The 17,871-nt window shown below is 65.3% G+C and carries 14 protein-coding genes; 7 read left to right on the top strand and 7 right to left on the bottom strand.

What is annotated here, in order from left to right:
- The first annotated feature begins 2 nt into the window (after positions 1-2).
- Positions 3-1,046: a hypothetical protein gene (locus tag ASD07_RS27330; protein WP_055938132.1), complete on the top strand. Its 1,044-nt coding sequence runs from the start codon at positions 3-5 to the stop codon at positions 1,044-1,046.
- Positions 1,047-1,051: 5 nt separating this feature from the next.
- On the opposite strand, the gene ASD07_RS27335 is transcribed toward ASD07_RS27330, so the two are convergent.
- On the bottom strand, positions 1,052-2,557 hold the full coding sequence (locus ASD07_RS27335) for a DUF3369 domain-containing protein (protein WP_055938578.1): 1,506 nt from the start codon (positions 2,555-2,557) through the stop codon (positions 1,052-1,054).
- A 112-nt stretch (positions 2,558-2,669) separates the two neighbouring features.
- Positions 2,670-3,434, bottom strand: coding sequence for a DNA-formamidopyrimidine glycosylase family protein (locus ASD07_RS27340; protein ID WP_055938135.1), 765 nt, complete (start codon positions 3,432-3,434; stop codon positions 2,670-2,672).
- An 81-nt stretch (positions 3,435-3,515) separates the two neighbouring features.
- Between ASD07_RS27340 and ASD07_RS27345 the strand changes: the two genes are divergently transcribed.
- The 3 genes from ASD07_RS27345 to ASD07_RS27355 all read left to right on the top strand — a co-directional run bounded on the left by ASD07_RS27345 (position 3,516) and on the right by ASD07_RS27355 (position 7,014).
- Positions 3,516-4,004 (top strand): GNAT family N-acetyltransferase, encoded by a 489-nt coding sequence (locus ASD07_RS27345; RefSeq protein WP_055938138.1) that lies wholly within the window; start codon positions 3,516-3,518, stop codon positions 4,002-4,004.
- Positions 4,005-4,112: 108 nt separating this feature from the next.
- Complete coding sequence (locus ASD07_RS27350) at positions 4,113-6,299, top strand: PhoX family phosphatase (protein WP_055938140.1); 2,187 nt, start codon at positions 4,113-4,115, stop codon at positions 6,297-6,299.
- A 211-nt stretch (positions 6,300-6,510) separates the two neighbouring features.
- Entirely contained in the window at positions 6,511-7,014 is a 504-nt protein-coding gene (locus ASD07_RS27355) for a DUF3016 domain-containing protein (protein ID WP_055938144.1), read from the top strand.
- 12 nt (positions 7,015-7,026) lie between these two features.
- On the opposite strand, the gene ASD07_RS27360 is transcribed toward ASD07_RS27355, so the two are convergent.
- From ASD07_RS27360 to ASD07_RS27375, 4 genes are all read right to left on the bottom strand, one after another.
- Positions 7,027-7,470, bottom strand: coding sequence for a thioesterase family protein (locus ASD07_RS27360; RefSeq protein WP_055938582.1), 444 nt, complete (start codon positions 7,468-7,470; stop codon positions 7,027-7,029).
- Positions 7,471-7,533: 63 nt separating this feature from the next.
- Positions 7,534-8,781 carry a sorbosone dehydrogenase family protein gene (locus ASD07_RS27365; RefSeq protein WP_082507592.1) on the bottom strand — a complete coding sequence of 416 codons (1,248 nt, stop codon included), beginning with the start codon at positions 8,779-8,781 and terminating at the stop codon, positions 7,534-7,536.
- A 66-nt stretch (positions 8,782-8,847) separates the two neighbouring features.
- Positions 8,848-9,540: a dienelactone hydrolase family protein gene (locus ASD07_RS27370; protein ID WP_373922106.1), complete on the bottom strand. Its 693-nt coding sequence runs from the start codon at positions 9,538-9,540 to the stop codon at positions 8,848-8,850.
- A gap of 10 nt (positions 9,541-9,550) precedes the next feature.
- Positions 9,551-10,003: a host attachment protein gene (locus ASD07_RS27375; RefSeq protein WP_055938152.1), complete on the bottom strand. Its 453-nt coding sequence runs from the start codon at positions 10,001-10,003 to the stop codon at positions 9,551-9,553.
- 145 nt (positions 10,004-10,148) lie between these two features.
- On the opposite strand from ASD07_RS27375, the gene ASD07_RS27380 reads away from it, so the two are divergent.
- Positions 10,149-12,935: an EAL domain-containing protein gene (locus ASD07_RS27380; protein WP_162246604.1), complete on the top strand. Its 2,787-nt coding sequence runs from the start codon at positions 10,149-10,151 to the stop codon at positions 12,933-12,935.
- Here ASD07_RS27380 and ASD07_RS27385 read toward each other — a convergent pair.
- A complete protein-coding gene (locus ASD07_RS27385) occupies positions 12,916-14,535 on the bottom strand; it encodes a M28 family peptidase (protein WP_055938159.1) in 1,620 nt (539 codons plus the stop codon). The two genes, ASD07_RS27380 and ASD07_RS27385, sit on opposite strands and share 20 nt — an antisense overlap.
- A 57-nt stretch (positions 14,536-14,592) precedes the next feature.
- Between ASD07_RS27385 and ASD07_RS27390 the strand changes: the two genes are divergently transcribed.
- Entirely contained in the window at positions 14,593-15,402 is an 810-nt protein-coding gene (locus tag ASD07_RS27390; RefSeq protein WP_055938162.1) for an SDR family oxidoreductase, read from the top strand.
- Between the two features lie 81 nt (positions 15,403-15,483).
- Entirely contained in the window at positions 15,484-17,688 is a 2,205-nt protein-coding gene (locus ASD07_RS27395) for a DEAD/DEAH box helicase (RefSeq protein ID WP_055938165.1), read from the top strand.
- Positions 17,689-17,871: the final 183 nt, after the last annotated feature.

The following is a 17,871-nucleotide window of genomic DNA, read 5'->3' on the forward strand; positions in this document are numbered from 1 at the left end:
CCATGAAGATTGCGATCTGCCTGCTCGCCTCACTTGTTCCGGCTTGCGCCCATGCGGAAATGCATGGCGTATGGGAAGGCACCATTGGCCGCAGCAAGGTTGTCGCCTGCCTGCCCGAATATGGCGCCGGCGGCACCTACTACTACCGGCGCCACCTCACCCCGATTCCTCTTGCGAAAACAGTAGAAGGTGAATGGGACGAGTATGCCGATGGGAAGAATCCCGGACACTGGCAGTTGAAACAGGCCGGCGACGATGCACTGACGGGCACGTGGAGCAAGCGCGGCTCGCCGGGCCTGGCAATTCGCCTTGCCCGGCCTGCAGGCGCTGACCATTCCTGCGCTGGCGATGCGTTCAACGCGCCGCTGGAAAAGGACGTTGAAGTAAGCCGGGGGGAAGGATATTTTGGCGACCAGCGCTATGAAACGCTGTACGCCAGCGGCCCCTCCGCGGACCTTGGCACGTTCGAGGTGGTGCAATTGCGGGAGAAAACTCCGGCGGCAAACGCGATCAACCTGGCGCTGCGAGCAGGCTTCGCGGACGACAGGCAGAGTTTTTACGATTGCCGGCGTAACCTGCTGGAGATCACAGGTAATTTCGGCGGCAGTGCAGATGATCCGATGCAGTCGCTCAGCCAGGAGATCGTATTCTGGAACCGGCAGCTGTTGTCGGTCAGGACAAATGCGGTTGAGGAGTGCGGTGGGCGCTTTCCTGGCGCCAGGACTTCTTACAGGACATGGGACGTGGCAACAGGCCGCGAACTTGATCTGGACTACTGGTTCGGGAAGATCGGGGAAGAGGGACTGCCAGCGCCTGCCAAGCGCCTGGTGTTGGCGCGGGCCGAGGGGAACAAGGGTCCGGAGCCGATATGTACCGAACAACTTGACACAAACCGCTACTACCAGGTTGCCGCAACCGACAAAGGGCTGCTGCTCTATACCAATTTCATCTCCGTTTCAAGGAACTGCGACGAAGAAATCCTGGTGCCCTACGGCGAGATATTGAAGTTCCTGACGCCCGAAGCCAGGGCGGCCCTGGGTAAATAAGCGGCTTAGTCAGGGAATCGCTCGTTGATCGCGAGCGCCTTGTCGATGTTCTGCACCATCAGTTCCACGTATTTCGGGTCGAGGTGGCTGCCCGCCACCTCGCGCATGTGCTCCACCACTTTCTCGACCGGCCAGGCATCCTTGTAGCAGCGCTTGTGCATCAGGGCGTCGAACACGTCTGACACGGCCACGATACGGGCGTATTCGTGGATGTCGTAGCCTTTCAGCCCTTGCGGATAGCCGCTGCCGTCGAACTTCTCGTGGTGCTGGTGGGCGATCACGGCAGCCGCTTTCAGGATTGGGCGCTGCGAGCCGTCGAGGATTGACATGCCGACCGACGGGTGCTGCTTCATGATCTCCCATTCGGCCGCATCGAGCTTGCCAGGTTTCAGCAGCACCGAATCCGGGGTGGCGATCTTGCCAATGTCGTGCATCGGCGCCGCGTGCTTGAGTACCGCGGTTTCTTCTTCCGGCATGCCGGCCGCGGTGGCCAGCAGGTGGCAGAATTCGGCCATGCGGCGCACGTGGTTGCCCGCTTCGTTGGAGCGCGATTCGACCACATCGCCCAGGCGCATGATCAGCTCGGCCTGGGTATCGGTGATTTCCTGCGTCAGCAGGATATTGTCGAAGGCGATGGCGACGCCGCTGCAGAAAATCTCCAGCAGCTTCTGGTCGATCTCGGAAATCTCCTCCACGCCTTTCAGCACCAGCAGCGAAGCCTTGCCGCTGTTGTTGGGGAAGTAGCCGACGAAGGTGTCGCCGGTCATGCGCGAAATGCGGTTGCGTTCAGCGTCCTTGAGCTGGGCCAGCAACTGCGGCGTCAGCAGGCTGTCTTCGTCCTGGCCGATCTGGGCCAGCACTTCGTAATCGGTCTCGCCGCTGACGGCGCTGGCCCCGCGCAGGCGCACCAGCATGCTTTGCTCCAGGCGCAGCAGGGCGACCACCTGCTGCAGCAGGCCGTTGGCGAAGTCCTTCAGGTTGCGCGCCTGGAAGATGTGGGCCGAGGCGGCGATTACGCGCTCCAGGCCTTCGCGGTAGTGCATCTGCTGCCGGCGCGCTTCTTCCACCTTCATGATGTCGCGGTAGGCGCGCAGGGCGGCGAAAGTGGTGGTGAACAGCTTGGTGCGATCGAGCTCGGTCTTTTCCTTGTAATCGTTGATGTCGTAATTGACGATCACGCGTTCTTCCGGCGCCTGCCCCGGCTGGCCGGTGCGCAGCACGATGCGGGTGAACTGGTTGTCGAGGTCTTCGCGCATCCAGCGCGCCACTTCCAGGCCGGAGTCCTCGCGCTCCATCACCACATCGAGGAAGACCAGGGCGATGTCTTTTTCTTTGGCCAGCACTTCTTTCGCTTCGGCGCCGCTGTAAGCGTGCAGGAATGTCAGGCCGCGGCCTTCCAGGCGAAACCGGCTCAGGGTGAGCTTGGTGATGTCGTGGATGTCGGGTTCGTCATCAACCAGCAGGATTCGCCACGGCGTGAGTTTAGGCGTAGCAGAAGACAAGAAAGACATATTGGCAAATTCCAAATGTGACATACAGTCCTGGGTGATGCGCAATTTTTAGGCGCATCAAAATGATTGTAGTCCTACCCATTGTTATTAACAACAAGCAATACTGGATGAGCTAGATCTTTACAACATCGGCTGCTTCGCCGTAACGCTTTTGGCAGCGTTCGCACCAGAAAGTACGGCGCTGGGTGAGCCCGAGATGGGCCCGCTGCAATGGGATATTACATCTGGGACAGTCACGCCGGTTGTGTACCTGCCAATGTTTTTTAAGCTCAAACGCCTGCTTCCAGGTTTTGAACTCAAAACTGTATTGGCGCGCCTGCTTCACCAATTCACGCAATTTTCCTGGGGGTAAGTTAATTACTGTAGAGAGAGGATGAATGCGCAATCGGAACAATACTTCGTTTTTAATAATATTGCCAACGCCAGCAAAGATACTCTGGTCGAGCAAAACATCGCACACCAATCGCTCGGGATCTTCGCGCAATTTTTTCAGCGCCAGGCGCGGACTCCATTGCTCGGACATGACGTCGCCGCGCCAGTCATAAGCCTGCTCCAGTTCACCTTCGACCAGCTTGATTGAACAGGTGTAGAAGTTGAGTTCGCCGCCTTCTTCAAATTGCAGCGACAGCCGCGGATCGGCGCCTTCCTTTCGCTCGTCGATACGGTAGCTGCCGAACATCAGGAAGTGGATACGCAGCGCGAACAGCGGCAGCTCGATCAGGAAGTGCTTGCCCCAGCTGCGCAGCGACAGGATAGGCTGGCCGGGCAGTTCCTCGAACGGGATGAGTTTGCTGTTGCCGCTGGCGGCGGAAATCGTGCGGCCTTCAAACGCGCGCACTTGTTCAGTGAGGATGACGATCGATGGGCCTTCGGGCATGGCAAGCCTCCTTTGGCCCCAGTCTCCCGCCGTGAGGCAAGCCGCGCCGTGCGCCCACGCACAGTTGCTATACTCGTCTGCATGCTCATACGACACAGCACCGAACAAGACTGGCCCATCCTCAAAGCGCTGCGCCTTGCCGCGCTGCTCGATTCGCCCACTGCCTTTGGCGTGACGCACGCCAGCGCCGCCGCCAACCCTGAACAGCAATGGCGCGACCGTGCCGCTGCGCGCGGTCCGGCAACTTACCTGCTCGCCTTCAGCGGCGACACCCCGATCGGCATGGTCGGCGGCGTCGTCAGCGCCGCGCAGGAATTCAACCTGATTGCCATGTGGGTCAAGCCGGAACAGCGCGGCAGCGGCGCGGCGGCGGCGCTGGTGGACGCCATGAAGGCGCACGCGCAAGCCGCGGGCCACGAGCGTGTGGTGCTGGACGTGTCGCCGCTCAACGAGCGCGCCGCAGCGTTCTACCTGAAACGCGGCTTCCGCTTCCTGCCGCACTGGGAGGCGCTGGAAAGCCATCCGCACATCAGCGTGCAGAAAATGGCATGGCAGGCAAACGAAAGCTGATCCCCTGAACGCTTTCGTTTGCGGCGCGCATTTGGATAGTCACAATGTTGTCATTTTCGCTTTCTAGAATAGCGGGCAGTTTCAACTACCCCACTTTTGGAAAGCGTCATGGAAAACAAAATCGATCACGACGACATCGGCTACAACGATACCCCGAACGAACATTTCAGCGAAGTCCTCGACAAGCGCATCAGCCGCCGCAACCTGCTGCGCGGTTCGGTAGCGTCGGCCATCTCCGTGATGATGGGTTCGGCCACCCTGACCGCCTGCGGCGGCGGCAGCGACGATGCACCGGTCGTCACCAAGCCGGAGACGCCAGTACCAGTGGAGAAGCTGCTCGGCTTCAGCGCCGTGGGCAAGAGCCTGGCTGACGTGGTCACCGTGCCGGCTGGCTACACCGCCAGCGTGATCTATGCGCTGGGCGACCCGCTGACCGCATCGGCAACCGCTTTCAAGAACGATGGCAGCGATGCCGATTTCGACAACCGCGCCGGCGACCACCATGACGGCATGGAGTTCTTCGGCCTGGACAGCGCCGGCAAGCCTTCGGCCAGCGGCAACGAGCGCGGCCTGCTGGCGATCAACCATGAAGCGACCACCAACGAAAAGCTGGCGTCCTTCTTCATCCACGCCAACGGCGGCACCAACACCCTGCCGCGCCCGGCTGCCGAAGTCGACCGCGAAACCGCGCTGCATGGCATTTCCGTGGTGGAAGTGCGCAAGGCCGCCGGCAAGTGGGAATACGTCAAGGATTCCGCGTTCAACCGCCGCGTCACCTGCCTGACCGAGTGCGACCTGAGCGGCCCGGTGAAAGGCAATGCGCTGGCGAAAACCAAGTATTCGACGGACGGCAGCAAGGTCCGCGGCACGCTGAACAACTGCGGCACCGGCCGCACCCCATGGGGCTCCTTCGTCTCCGGCGAAGAAAACTGGAGCGGCTACTTCACCCGCGGCGCAGCCGACGATGCCGCGCGCGGCAACGACAAGAGCGTCGCAGCGCTCAAGCGCTACGGCCGCAACCAGGGCGCCGCGTCGCGCCACGGCTGGGAATCCGGCGGTGCCGACGACAAGTACGCACGCTGGAACAATTCCAAGCTGGGCGCTTCGCTGGACGGCTCCGACGACTACCGCAACGAGATGAACGGCATGGGCTATATCGTGGAAGCCGATCCGTACAACAAGTCCAAAAACCTGCGCAAGCGCACCGCGCTGGGCCGCTACGCGCACGAAAGCGCCGCCTTCGGCAAGACCGTGGCCGGCCAGCCATTGGCTGTGTACATGGGCGATGATTCGCGCAACGAGTACATCTACAAATTCGTCTCCACCGCGACCTGGAGCGACGCCGACGCCAACCCGGCCGACCTGCTGGCCACCGGCGACAAATACCTGGACTCGGGCAAGCTGTTCGTGGCCAAGTTCGCCGCCGACGGTAGCGGTTCGTGGATCGAACTGAACATCGGCAACGCCGCCATTGCTGCCTACGCCGGCTACAAGTTCGCCGACCAGGCCGACGTGCTGGTGAACGCCCGCCTGGCCGCCGACGCGGTCGGCGCCACCAAGATGGACCGCCCGGAATGGTGCTCGGTCAACCCTGCCAACGGCGAGGTCTACTTCACGCTGACCAACAACAGCGGCCGCACGGTACCGGACGGCCCGAACCCGCGCACCTATGAAGACATGAAGGGTAGCAGCAAGCAGAGCGGCAACGTGAACGGCCACATCCTGCGCGTCAAGGAAAAGGATGGCAATGCCTCCGCCGCCTTCACCTGGGACGTCTACCTGTTCGGCGCGCAGTCCGATGCCAGCCCGGGCCTGGTCAACCTGTCCAGCCTGACTGCCGACCAGGACTTCTCCAGCCCGGACGGCCTGGCGTTCTCGCGCGCCACCGGCATCTGCTGGATCCAGACCGACGACGGCGCCTACACCGACGTCACCAACTGCATGATGCTGGCCGGCCTGCCGGGCTCGGTGGGCGACGGCAAGAAAGTCACGCTGGCCTACGGCGCCGGCAATGTCGACACCTTCGTCGGCAAGACCCCGACGGCCGACACGCTGAAGCGCTTCCTGGTCGGCCCGGTCGACTGCGAACTGACCGGCATCACCGAAACGCCGGATGGCAAGACGCTGTTCGTCAACATCCAGCACCCGGGCGAAGGCACGGCCAACGCCAACATCGGCGACCCGGCCAAGTACACCAGCCAATGGCCGGGCAATGCCGGCTACGGCGCCGGCAAGCGCCCACGCTCGGCCACCATCGCCATCACCAAGAACGACGGCGGCCGCATCGGTAGTTGATTAAAAGTCGGGGTCAGGTCCGGCAATCGGACATTTCGCTTGCGAAATGTCCGATTGCCGGACCTGACCCCGACTTTTAGATTGTAAGCAGATGTCGCAAAAGAATCGGCCCCAAGTATCGGGGCCGTCTCTTTTGTCAGGAATTGTTTCAGTTGCGGCAAGGGGGCGGCGCGGGAGTATATTGAAGGTAATCTGCGAAAGGAAACCCATCATGAAACGCCAAACTCGCTTCTGGATTGCCGCCGCCCTGCTGCTGGCGGCGGCCGGCGCCGCCTCGGCAGGCGAGGTGACCGTCAAGTACCAGGATCCGGATAAGTTCTCGGACGTGCCGTTCTGGGAGCAGGACCGTGACCAGGTGCTGAAAGAGCTGACCGCCCACTTCGAACACCTGGCTCCACAGTTGCCCGCCAACCAGCAGCTGTCGATCACGGTGACCGATATCGACCTGGCCGGCCGTGTCGAACCGCGCCGGCGCTCGATGCACGATGTGCGCATCCTGCGCGGCGGGGCCGACTGGCCAACCATGGAATTGCAATATACCCTGCAACAGGAGGGCAAGGTGCTCGCCAGCGGCACCGACCGCCTCAGCAATATGTTGTACCTGGACCGCATGAACCATTATGCCGGCGGCGATTCGCTGCGTTATGAAAAGCCGATGGTCGATGAGTGGTTCAAGAAAAACTTCGGCGCGCCGACCCAGCTCAGCAGTAAGTGAAGGGCAGGGCGCTCAGTCGAGCCAGTTGACGCGGCTGAACTTGGCGCGGAAGTCGTCCGGCATCGGCACCACCTGGCTGTGGCTGTAGTTGTAGAACACGAAGCCTTGCTTGGCCATGGCCACCAGCGTGCCATCGGCCGGGCGGGTGATGCGGAAGATGACGTCGCCGCCATATTTGTTGAAATCCATCACGCCTACTTCAAACAGCAGCTGGTCGCGCGCATGCGCTTCGGCGCGGTAGGTGGTGGCCAGGTCGGTGACGATGATGCCGGTGCCGTCGGCTTCGGTTTCCTGCACGCCGAACTCGAACAGGAAGCGCGCGCGCGCTTCCGAGATCATGGAAATCATCGAGTCGTTGCCGAGGTGCCGGGCGCCGTTGATGTCGGTGACGCGCACGGTGAGCTGGGTCGAAAAGCAGAATTGATCTTCCGGGAACGCAAGCGTCAGTCTGGCCATGTCTTTCGGGGGCAAGTGGGAAAGCGCCCATTGTAGCGCGCCTTCGCCACCCGCATCGGGCCGCTACGGTTTGCGGATGATCTGATAGACCTTGCCGTTGGCGCTCGTTATGTACAGTTCGCCTGCCGCATCCTGGCCGAAGCCGGGCACCTGGCCGATATCGCCCACCGCCCAGTCCTTGCTGTCGCTGACAGCACCATTGGTGTACAGGAAGCTTTTCAGGAAGCCCTTGCAATAGTCCGAGTACAGGTAGCGCCCGGCCAGTTCCGGCAGGGCCGTGCCGCGGTAGACGAAGCCGCCGGTGATCGAGCAGCCGTTGGCGTTGTTGGCGCCGTGCTGGTAGTCGAACACGGGCAGGGTCAGGCCCTGCTGGGAACAGGTGGCGGCGTTGTAGCAGCTGCCGCCCTCCATGATGTTCCAGCCGTAATTGGCCGGCTTCAGGCCCGCCGGCACCACGTTGACTTCTTCCCTCAGTTCCTGGCCGACGTCGGCGACATACAGCGACGCGGTGGCGCTGTCGAAGGCGAAGCGCCAAGGGTTGCGCAAGCCGTAGGCCCAGATTTCGCCGCGCTTGCCGGCCTGGCCGACGAAGGGATTGTCGGACGGCACGTTGTACAGCGGCGCCACCACGTCGTCCACCTTCAGGCGCAGCAGCTTGCCCAGCAGCGAGTCGAGGTTTTGCGCATTGCCGCCGGGATCGCCGGCGCCGCCGCCATCGCCGGTGCCGGCATACAGGTAGCCGTCGGCGCCAAAGGCCAGCATGCCGCCGTAGTGGTTGGTGTAGGTCGGGTGCGGGATGGTGATGATGCGCTTCAGCGTGCCGGCATCGGCTATATCGGCATTGGCCGACACCTTCACCTCATCGATGGCGATATTGCTGAACTTGTCCGTGTAGTAGATGAAGAAGCGGCCGTTTTGCGCATAGCCGGGATGGAAAGCCATCGACAGCAGCCCGCCTTCGCCGTCGGTGCTGAGCAGGCCGGTGAGGTCGAGGAAGGGCGTGGCGCGCAAGCTGCCGTCGCTGGCCAGGATGCGGATGCGGCCCGGGCGCTCGACAATGAAACGGCGCGTATCGCCGGCTGGCGCCGTCAGCAGCAATGGAGTGCTGAGGCCGCTGGCCACTTCCTTCACCGCCAGCGCGAAGGCCGGCTTCGGTGGTTCCGGTTGCGTCACCGGCGGCGGGCTGTCGCCACCGCCGCCGCCGCCGCAGGCTGCCAGCAGTGCGCCCATCAAGGTTGCGGCCAGCGTGCTGGCCGGGGACAAAGCGGGGGCCGCAGTCGCGGGCCGGGAATTCAGCTCATCTGCCATCATCTTCTCCGGTTGGGTTAGCAGCCAACTGTAGGACTGCCCCACCGCGCCATCTGTGCGGGAACGCACTTACTGGTTTTCACTCAAGAACAGCAGCGTGTGGCCGTGCGCTTCGGCTGCGCTGCGCTGGTGGTAGCTGCTGCGGTGGTTGCAGTTGAAGCCGTGTTCGGCATCCGGATAGAGGTGGATTTCCACTTCCTCGCGCGCCTCGAAACGTTCGGCAATGGCGCGCACTGCGGCGGGTGCGATGTGGGCGTCGCGCGCGCCGAAATGCAGCAGCAGCGGGGCGCGTATGTCGTCGGCGCGCTCCAGGCAGTGCTGGATGCCGCCGCCGTAATAGGCCACCGCATGCTCGGCGTGGCCGTTGGCCAAGGCCAGGTAAGCCATGCGGCCGCCCCAGCAAAAGCCCAGCGCGGCCAGCCTGCCTTCGGCGCCGGGCGTGGCGCGCAGGGCGGCGGCGGCGGCGCCGATGTCGGCCTGCGCCTGCGCCACGTCGGCGCGCTGCATGCACTGGGCGGCGCGGCCCCAGTCCGCCTCGTCATAGCCGAACGCGAGGCGCCGGCCCTGGCGCCAGAACAGGTCGGGCGCCAGCACCACGTAGCCGTCGGCGGCGTACTGCTCGGCGACCGCGCGGATATGGGCGTTGACGCCGAAGATTTCCTGCAGCAAGAGCAGGGCCGGGCCGCGGCCGCCGCGCGGCAGGGCCAGGAAGGCGTCGAAGGCGCCGTCCGGGCCATCGACCGTGCTCCACTGGGTGCTCAGGTCCATCGCCTCAGCCGCCTTGCTGCGGCCGCGCCAGCGCCTGCAGGCAGGCGTCCAGGTCCTGGCGCGCGAAGGCGCTGACGTTCTTCGCCATTTCGGCCGTGACCAGCTTGCGGGTCTGCTTGTCCAGGCTGTCGCGCAGCAAGCCCAGGAAACGCGGCGCAGCCACCAGCGCCAGGTGCTGGTAGCGGTGTTGCGCGGCGGCGGTGTCGAGCCGGTGGCCGATCTCGCGCGCGAACTGGCGCACTTCGTGCTGTACCGGTTCTTCCACCCGCGGCGCGGTGTGGCCATGGCCGTCGGGGCCGAAATACTGGCCGTGGCCGTCGGATGCCAGCTGGCGGTTGTCGGCGCGTCCCAGCGGGTTGGCCAGGTCTTCGATTTCCTCGGCCGGCAGCTGGCCGTCGCGCAGTTGGAAGATGCGGGCGTGGCTGCTGTCAGCCACGACGATCCAGGTGTGGTCCATGGTCGCCTCCTTGGTGTGGGCAGTCCAGTATAGGGTGCTGCCGTGGCGCCCGGCGCGCGCGAGCCGGGCGGAAAATGTTGCCCTATAGCATTAAATGTCCGGCCGTGCGAAAATGGTAAGCTCGCACAGCGAAGGCAGGGGCACGATGGACGATCCGATCAACGCAGCACCGCGGCAACCTTTCCGCACCCGCACGGCGGCGCTGGCGCTGCTGTGCGGCTTCGGCCTGACCGGCGCCCTGTTTGCCGGCGTCAGCCGGCTCGAGGCGCAGCGCGCCCAGCTTGCGTTCGAGCAGCGGGTGCAGGCGCGCGCCTTCGTGCTGCGCGAAGGCATCGGCGGCGCCCTGGCCAGCCTGCATGCCGTCAACCAGCTGCTGGTCGCGCGCCCCACCGCCAGCCGCGAGGAATTCCACCGTTTCGTCACGCCGCTGCTGGCGCGCCACCCTTATGTGCTGGGCACCAGCTACCTGCGCTTCATCGAACACGCCGAGCGGCCGGCGTTCGAGGCGGCGCTGCAGGCAGTGCAGCCGGGCGCCGCCGTGCGCGAGCTGCGGCAGGGACGGGCGCAGCCGGCAGCCGAGCGCCCGCGCTACCGGGTGATCGACTACATCGAGCCGCTGGCCGGCAACGAGGGCGCGCTCGGCCTGAACACCCTGTTGGCCGAACGCGACGACCCGGCCCGCCAGCGCGCCTATGCCAGCGGCGAGCCGGCGGCCGGGCCGCTGGTGCAGCTGGTGCAGCGCGCCGGCGGCCGTTCGCGCCTGGGCGTGGTGGTGGTCAAGCCGCTGTACAGCGGCGGGCGCGTGGTGGGCGAGACCGCCATTACCTTGCAGCCGGGGGAAATGATCGGCAAGATTTTTGCCAGCGCCGGGGCGGACGCCGGCGCGCCCGAGCTGCAGGTGTATGCCAGTGCCGGCATCGATCCAGCCAGCCTGGTGTACAGCGCGCCGCCGGCGCCGCGCAGCGGCGGCCTGGCGCTGCCGTCCTGGCTGTATCCGGCGCGCACGGCGCCGCTGCAGCAGGCGCTGGACGTGGCGGGCTCGCGCTGGCTGCTGGTAGCCACGCCCAGCCCGCGCGTGCTGGCCAGCGAGCACCTGGCCTCGCTGTTTACGCTGGTGCTGGGGGTGCTGACCACCGTGCTCGGCTCGGCCTTCATCGATTCGCTCAAGCGCCGCAAGCTGCTGATCCAGCAGCGCGTGGCCATGCGCACGGCGGAACTGAAGGCGGCCAACCAGGCCTTGCTGCTGCGCCAGCGCGCCATCGAGTCCAGCACCAACGCGGTGATGATCACCGCGGCCGAAGCGCACAACCCGATCGTCTACGTCAACCCGGCCTATGAACGCATCACCGGCTACCGCGCGGCCGAAACGCTGGGCAGCAGCCCGCGCATGCTGTTCGGCCAGGACCTCGACCAGCCCGGCATCGACGAGCTGCGGGCGGCCATCCGCGAGCAGCGCGACGGCCACGCGGTGCTGCGCTGCTACCGCAAGGACGGCAGCCAGTACTGGAACGACGTGTACCTGTCGCCGGTGCGCGACGAGCACGGCGCGGTGGTCAACTTCATCTCGATCCAGCACGACATCACGGCCATCAAGGCCTATGAATCGGAGCTGGAACACCAGTCGACCCACGACGCGCTGACCGGCCTGCCCAACCGCGTGCTGCTGCAGGACCGGCTGGCGCAGACCATCCAGCACTCGGGGCGCAAGGGGCACGAGCTGTGGCTGGTGTCGATCGACCTCGACCGCTTCAAGTTCACCAACAGCCGCCTGGGCCACAAGGGCGGCGACCGCCTGCTGCAGATCGTGGCGGCACGCTTGCAGGCGGCCGTGCGGCCGGTCGATACGGTGGCGCGCCTGGGCGGCGACGAATTCGCCCTGCTGCTGCTGCCGGAACGGGGTGGTGCTGCGCCGCGCGCCGAACAGCTGCAGCGCGTGCTGGACAGCCTGGCGGCGCCGCTGCTACTCGAGGGCACGCAGCTGTTCCTGACCGCCAGCGCCGGCATTGCCGTGTTCCCGACCGACAGCAGGGAGCCGGGCGTGCTGGCCGAACGGGCCGACATGGCCATGTTCCGCGCCAAGGAAATGGGCGGCAACCAGTACCAGTTCTACACCGCGGCCATGAACGAGCGCCTGGGCGAACGGCTGCGCATCGAGAGCGCGCTGCGCACGGCGCTGGAGCGGCGCGAGTTCGAGCTGCACTACCAGCCGCAGGTCGACAGCAGCACGGGGCGCATCATGGGCATGGAAGCGCTGATCCGCTGGCGCCACCCGGAGATGGGCATGGTGGCGCCCAACCGCTTCATTCCGCTGGCCGAGGAAACCGGCCAGATCCTGGCCGTGGGCCACTGGGTGCTGCGCACCGCCTGCCGCCAGCTGCGCGACTGGCAGAAGGACGGGCGGCGCACGCTGCGCATCGCGGTCAACGTCTCGGCGCGCCAGCTGGCCGAGCCGGACTTCGTGCAAGGGGTGGCGGAAGTGCTGGCCGATACCGGCCTGGCGCCGCATTGCCTGGAGCTGGAATTGACCGAAAGCGCGGTGATGAACGACGTGGCGCATGCCACCGCCGTCATGCACGAACTGAAGAAGCTGGGCGTGAAGCTGGCGATCGACGATTTCGGCACCGGCTACTCCTCGCTGGCGCACCTGAAGCGCTTCGAGATCGACGTGCTGAAGATCGACCAGACTTTCGTGCGCGACCTGACGGTCGATCCGGACGATGCCGCCATCGTCACCACCATCATCGCGCTGGCCGACAACCTGGGGCTGGAAGTGATTTCGGAAGGGGTGGAGACGCAGGAGCAGCTGGACTTCCTGCGCCGCCATGGCTGCCGCCATATGCAGGGCTACTTCTTCGGCCGGCCGCTGCCGGCCGAAGGCTTCCTGGCCCTGCTGCTGCAGGACGAAGCCGCCGCTAGCGCTTCACAAAGCTGAACGGATCGCCCTTGTTCCAGGCCGGCATGGCCTTGCCGTTGGCCACTTCATAGCCCAGGTTCAGGGTGAACTGGGCCTGCTGCACCATGCCCGCCAGGTCCCAGCTGGCGTGGTATTCGTCCTTGACGCTGTGGTAGTCGCCCTTGAAGGCGACGATGCTGGCGGCCGAGGCATCGTGCCCATGCTCGAACTCGAAGTGGCCGTCGCCGGAGAACACGGCGGAACCGACGTTGAACGCCGGCACGCCGGCCCTGGCGAACTGGAAATGGTCGGCGCGGAAGTAGGCGCCCGACAGGTCGGCAATCGGCGGCGCCAGCTTCAGGCCCATTTGGCGGGCCACCTTGGCGGCGCTGCGGTACAGGGTGCTGCGCTCGGCGCCGGCCACGCCGATGTCGCGCGTGCGCCCGGCAAAATTCATCGAATCGAGGTTCAGGTCGGCCAGCGTGCGCTTCAGCGGGAAGGCCGGCGCGGCGACATAGGCCTGGGCGCCGTGCATGCCGACTTCCTCGGCGGCCGGCCACAGGAAGACCTGCGAGCGTTTGGCCGGCTGCTGCACGGCGGCGGCAGCCATCGCCAGCAGGGCGGCGGCGCCGGAACCGTTGTCGATGGCGCCGTTGTAAATGCGGTCGGCGCCGTCGGCCGGGCCGTCGGCCTTGCCCAGGTGGTCCCAGTGCGCGGAATACACCACCGCTTCGTCCTTCAGCTTGGAGTCGCTGCCGGGCACGATGCCGACCACATTGAACTGCTCGACCTGGCGCACGCTGGAGCGGATCTCGCTGTGGGCGCTGATATTCAGGAGCACCGGGCGGAAGTCGCGCCGTTCGGCGGCGGCGCGCAGGGTGTCGAGGTCGAAGCCGGCTTCCCTGAACAGGGTGCGCGCATAGTCTTCGGACAGCCAGCCTTCGACCAGGTTGCCGCCGCCGGGCGCGTGGAAGCGCTCCAGCGAGAAGCTGGTGGCGGGCACGTTCCAGCCGTAGGCGGCCGAGGGCGTGGTGTGGATCAGCAGCGCGCCGGCGGCGCCGCGCCGCGCCGCTTCCTCGTACTTGTACATCCAGCGGCCGTAATAGGTGTAGCCTTTGCCGGCAAAGCGCTTCGGCTCTTCGGCGGTAGGCTGCGGGTCGTTGACCATCATGACCAGGATCTTGCCCGTGACGTCGGCGTCCTTGTAATCGTTCCAGTTTTCTTCCGGCGCGACGGCGCCGTAGCCGACGAACACCAGCGGCGCGTCGAACAGCACTTCGGCGCGGCCGCTGCCGGTGCCGATCAGGACATCCTCGCCCAGGCGCGGCAGCAGGGTGCTGGGGCCGGCGAAAAATCTGATCGAGCTGCCGGGCTGCAGGCGGGTGCCCTGGAATTTCACCGGCTGGCGGTAGCTGCCGTCCGCCAAGGGGCTCAGGCCGATGGCTGCGGCCTGGGTCTCCAGGTAGCGCACGGCGAGGTCGCCGCCGCGCTGGCCGGTGCCGCGGCCCTCGAGCAGGTCGTCGGCCAGGAAGGACAGGTGGGCGCGCAGCGGCGCTTCCTTGACGGTGGGCGCTTGCTGCGCTGCGGCAGAAGCGGCCGCCAGCAGCAGGCTGGCAGGGATGCAGTACTTGGTTTTCATGGCGCCGATCTTACCCCATAATGAAACGCATTCCCGGCGGCGAAACAAAGGAGATACATGGAAGTCATTATCATCACCGGCGCATCCGACGGCATCGGAGCAGAAGTGGCACGCCAGCTGGCCAGGGCACGCGGCAAGGATGTGGCGCTGGTGCTGGCGGCGCGCAGCGAGGCGGCTTTGCAGGCGGTGGCTGCCGAGTGCGGCGCCGCCGGCGCGGCTACGCTGGTGGTGGCCACCGACGTGGCGCAGCAGGAGCAGTGCCGGCAACTGGTGGCGGCGGCGGTGGAGCGTTTCGGCCGTATCGATGCCCTGGTCAACAACGCCGGGCGCTCGGCGCACGCACTGTTTGAAGAAGTGACGGACCTGGGCTGGTACGAAGACCTGATGAAAGTGAACCTGTGGGGCGCCATCTGGTGCACCCATGCGGCGCTGCCTTACCTGAAGGCGTCGCAGGGGCGGATCGTGGCCGTGTCGTCGCTGGCGGGACTGGTCGGGGTGCCGGGGCGCACGGCTTACGGCGCGACCAAGTTCGCCATGGCCGGGTTCTTTGAGGCGCTGCGGGCGGAGCTGAAGCCGTATGGCGTGAGCGTGACCACGGCTTATCCGGGCGTGGTGGATACCCAGATCCGTTATCGGGGTTACAACGCTGCCGGCGGGGAGCTGGGCAAGAGCAGCCTGCGCGAAGATGCGGCGATGCCGGTGGCCGAATGTGCGCAGCTGATCATCGGCGGCATGGCTGGGCGCAGGCGCGAGGTGGTGATGACGGCCAAGGGCAAGCTGGGACGCTGGCTCAAGCTGCTGGCGCCGGGATTGATCGAGAAAATGGCGTTAAATGCGTTGAAGGATGATGTCAAGCCGCACACCTGACCCGGATCTACCGGGTTAAAAGGGTAAAATAGCGCTTTCCGTCGCATCAGGCGATACAACAATAACCTCACGAGTGCCGCCATGTCTGACACCATGTTTACCGATTTGAACCTCAGCGCCCCCATTTTGAAGGCGCTGAAAGAAGTAGGCTACGAGACCCCGTCTCCGATCCAGGCTTCCACCATCCCCCACCTGCTGGAAAACCGCGACGTGCTGGGCACCGCGCAAACCGGCACCGGCAAGACCGCCGCTTTTGCGCTGCCGATCCTGTCGCGCATCGACATCAAGCAGGCGTCGCCCCAGGCGCTGGTGCTGGCGCCGACGCGCGAACTGGCGATCCAGGTGGCGGAGGCCTTCCAGCGCTACGCCGCCCACATCCCGAAATTCCATGTGCTGCCGATCTACGGCGGCCAATCCTACGGCCCTCAGCTGCAGGCGCTGCGCCGCGGCGTGCACGTGGTGGTCGGCACCCCGGGCCGCGTCATCGACCACCTGGAGAAGGGCTCGCTCGACCTGTCGAAGCTGAAAACCCTGGTGCTGGACGAAGCGGACGAAATGCTGCGCATGGGCTTTATCGAGGACGTCGAGCGCATCCTGCGGGAAACCCCTGAATCGCGCCAGACCGCCTTGTTCTCGGCCACCATGCCGGCCCAGGTCAAGCGCATCGCCACCACTTACCTGAACGACCCGGCTGAAGTGATGGTGGCGGCCAAGACCACCACCAACACCAATATCCGCCAGCGCTACTGGCTGGTGTCGGGCATGCACAAGCTGGACGCGCTGACCCGCATCCTGGAAGCGGAGCCGTTCGACGGCATGATCATCTTCTCACGCACCAAGATCGGTACCGAAGAACTGGCGGAGCGCCTGCAGGCGCGCGGCTTCTCGGCCGGCGCCATCAACGGCGACATGCAGCAGGCGGCGCGCGAACGCATGATCGGCCAGCTGAAAGACGGCAAGATCGACATCCTGGTGGCCACCGACGTGGCGGCGCGCGGGCTGGACGTGGAGCGCATCAGCCACGTGGTCAACTACGACGTGCCGTACGACCCTGAGAGCTACACCCACCGCATCGGCCGTACCGGCCGCGCCGGCCGCAGCGGCGACGCGATCCTGTTCATCACCCCGCGCGAGCGCAACCTGCTGAAACTGATCGAGCGCACCACGCGCCAGGCGGTAACGCCAATGACGCTGCCAACCATCCAGGCCGTCAACGACGTGCGCGTGCAGCGTTTCAAGGACCAGATCTCCGACGCCCTGGCGCAGGAGGGCCTGTCCTTCTATGAAACGCTGGTGAGCGAGTACGAGGCTGAGCACAATGTCCCGGCAGTTGAAATCGCCGCGGCGCTGGCGCTGATGGCCAGCGGCGGCAAGCCGCTGCTGCTGGATAAATCGCGCGAAAAAGGCTGGCATGAAGACGGCGCGCCGCGCCAGGAAGGCCCGGGCCGCGAAGCGCGCGAACCGCGTGAGCCACGCGAGCCACGTGAGCCGCGCGAGCCGCGTGCGAAGAAAGAACGCATCGAACGTGAGCCGGAGCCGGGCAAGGCCACCTACCGGGTGGAAGTGGGCTACCAGCACGGCGTCAAGCCGGGCAATATCGTCGGTGCCATCGCCAACGAGGGCGGCATCGATTCCAAGTTCATCGGCCGTATCGAGATTTACGACGACTACTCCCTGCTGGATATGCCGGCCGACCTGCAGCCGGGCGACATCGAAACCTTGCAGGCGCTGCGCGTAGCCGGGCAGCCGCTGCGCCTGCATCGCGACGGCGAAACGCCGCCGCCGGCGCCAGCCGCCAAAGCGCCGCGCGCAGCCAAGCCTGAACGTGCTGAACGTCCTGAACGTGCCGAACGTACCGAGCGCCCGGAGCGCGCCGCGCCGCCGCTGTCTTCGCGCGACGATGACGACGAACCGATGTTCGAAGAAGAAGCGCCGAAGCGCAAGAAGAAGGACAAGGCCGAAGCAGGCGACGGCGGTGCTGCCCCGATGCCGATGCGCGCCTACCGCGTGGAAGTGGGTTCGGGCGACGGCGTCAATGCCGGCAACCTGGTTGGCGCTATCGCCAACGAGAGCGGCCTCGAATCACGCTTCATCGGCCGCATCGAGATCCTGGACGACCACGCCTTCGTCGAGATGCCGGACGGTATGCCGGACGACATCTTCAAGCACCTGCGCAAAGTGTGGGTCGGCGGCAAGCAGCTGAAAATGTCGCTGGCCGACAGCATGCCGGCAATGTCCGGGAAGCACACCCCGCCGAAGAAGCCGGTAGCCAAGCCGAAGCGCTGATCCGCGCCGGCACCCTGGGGCCGGGCAAACCGCCCGGCCTTTTCGCCCCCTCCGCACCTGCTACTGAAAGCTACTGAAATTTTTCCGTTTATAGCGCTATCACGGGAAAAACCAGTAGATTTCAGTAGTTTCAGTAGTTCTTTCAGTAGTTTTCAGTAGTAGTCCGCGACAGGCCCGCAAGGG

The sequence above is a fragment of the Duganella sp. Root336D2 genome (genome assembly GCF_001425005.1).
Classification (GTDB): domain Bacteria; phylum Pseudomonadota; class Gammaproteobacteria; order Burkholderiales; family Burkholderiaceae_D; genus Rugamonas.

Coding starts and splice junctions, on each gene's coding strand:
- ASD07_RS27345 (WP_055938138.1), top strand. CDS start 3,516: ATGCTCATACGACACAGCACCGAACAAGACTGGCCCATCCTCAAAGCG.
- ASD07_RS27380 (WP_162246604.1), top strand. CDS start 10,149: ATGGACGATCCGATCAACGCAGCACCGCGGCAACCTTTCCGCACCCGC.
- ASD07_RS27365 (WP_082507592.1), bottom strand. CDS start 8,781: ATGATGGCAGATGAGCTGAATTCCCGGCCCGCGACTGCGGCCCCCGCT.
- ASD07_RS27390 (WP_055938162.1), top strand. CDS start 14,593: ATGGAAGTCATTATCATCACCGGCGCATCCGACGGCATCGGAGCAGAA.
- ASD07_RS27360 (WP_055938582.1), bottom strand. CDS start 7,470: ATGGCCAGACTGACGCTTGCGTTCCCGGAAGATCAATTCTGCTTTTCG.
- ASD07_RS27375 (WP_055938152.1), bottom strand. CDS start 10,003: ATGGACCACACCTGGATCGTCGTGGCTGACAGCAGCCACGCCCGCATC.
- ASD07_RS27395 (WP_055938165.1), top strand. CDS start 15,484: ATGTCTGACACCATGTTTACCGATTTGAACCTCAGCGCCCCCATTTTG.
- ASD07_RS27385 (WP_055938159.1), bottom strand. CDS start 14,535: ATGAAAACCAAGTACTGCATCCCTGCCAGCCTGCTGCTGGCGGCCGCT.
- ASD07_RS27350 (WP_055938140.1), top strand. CDS start 4,113: ATGGAAAACAAAATCGATCACGACGACATCGGCTACAACGATACCCCG.
- ASD07_RS27330 (WP_055938132.1), top strand. CDS start 3: ATGAAGATTGCGATCTGCCTGCTCGCCTCACTTGTTCCGGCTTGCGCC.
- ASD07_RS27340 (WP_055938135.1), bottom strand. CDS start 3,434: ATGCCCGAAGGCCCATCGATCGTCATCCTCACTGAACAAGTGCGCGCG.
- ASD07_RS27335 (WP_055938578.1), bottom strand. CDS start 2,557: ATGTCTTTCTTGTCTTCTGCTACGCCTAAACTCACGCCGTGGCGAATC.
- ASD07_RS27355 (WP_055938144.1), top strand. CDS start 6,511: ATGAAACGCCAAACTCGCTTCTGGATTGCCGCCGCCCTGCTGCTGGCG.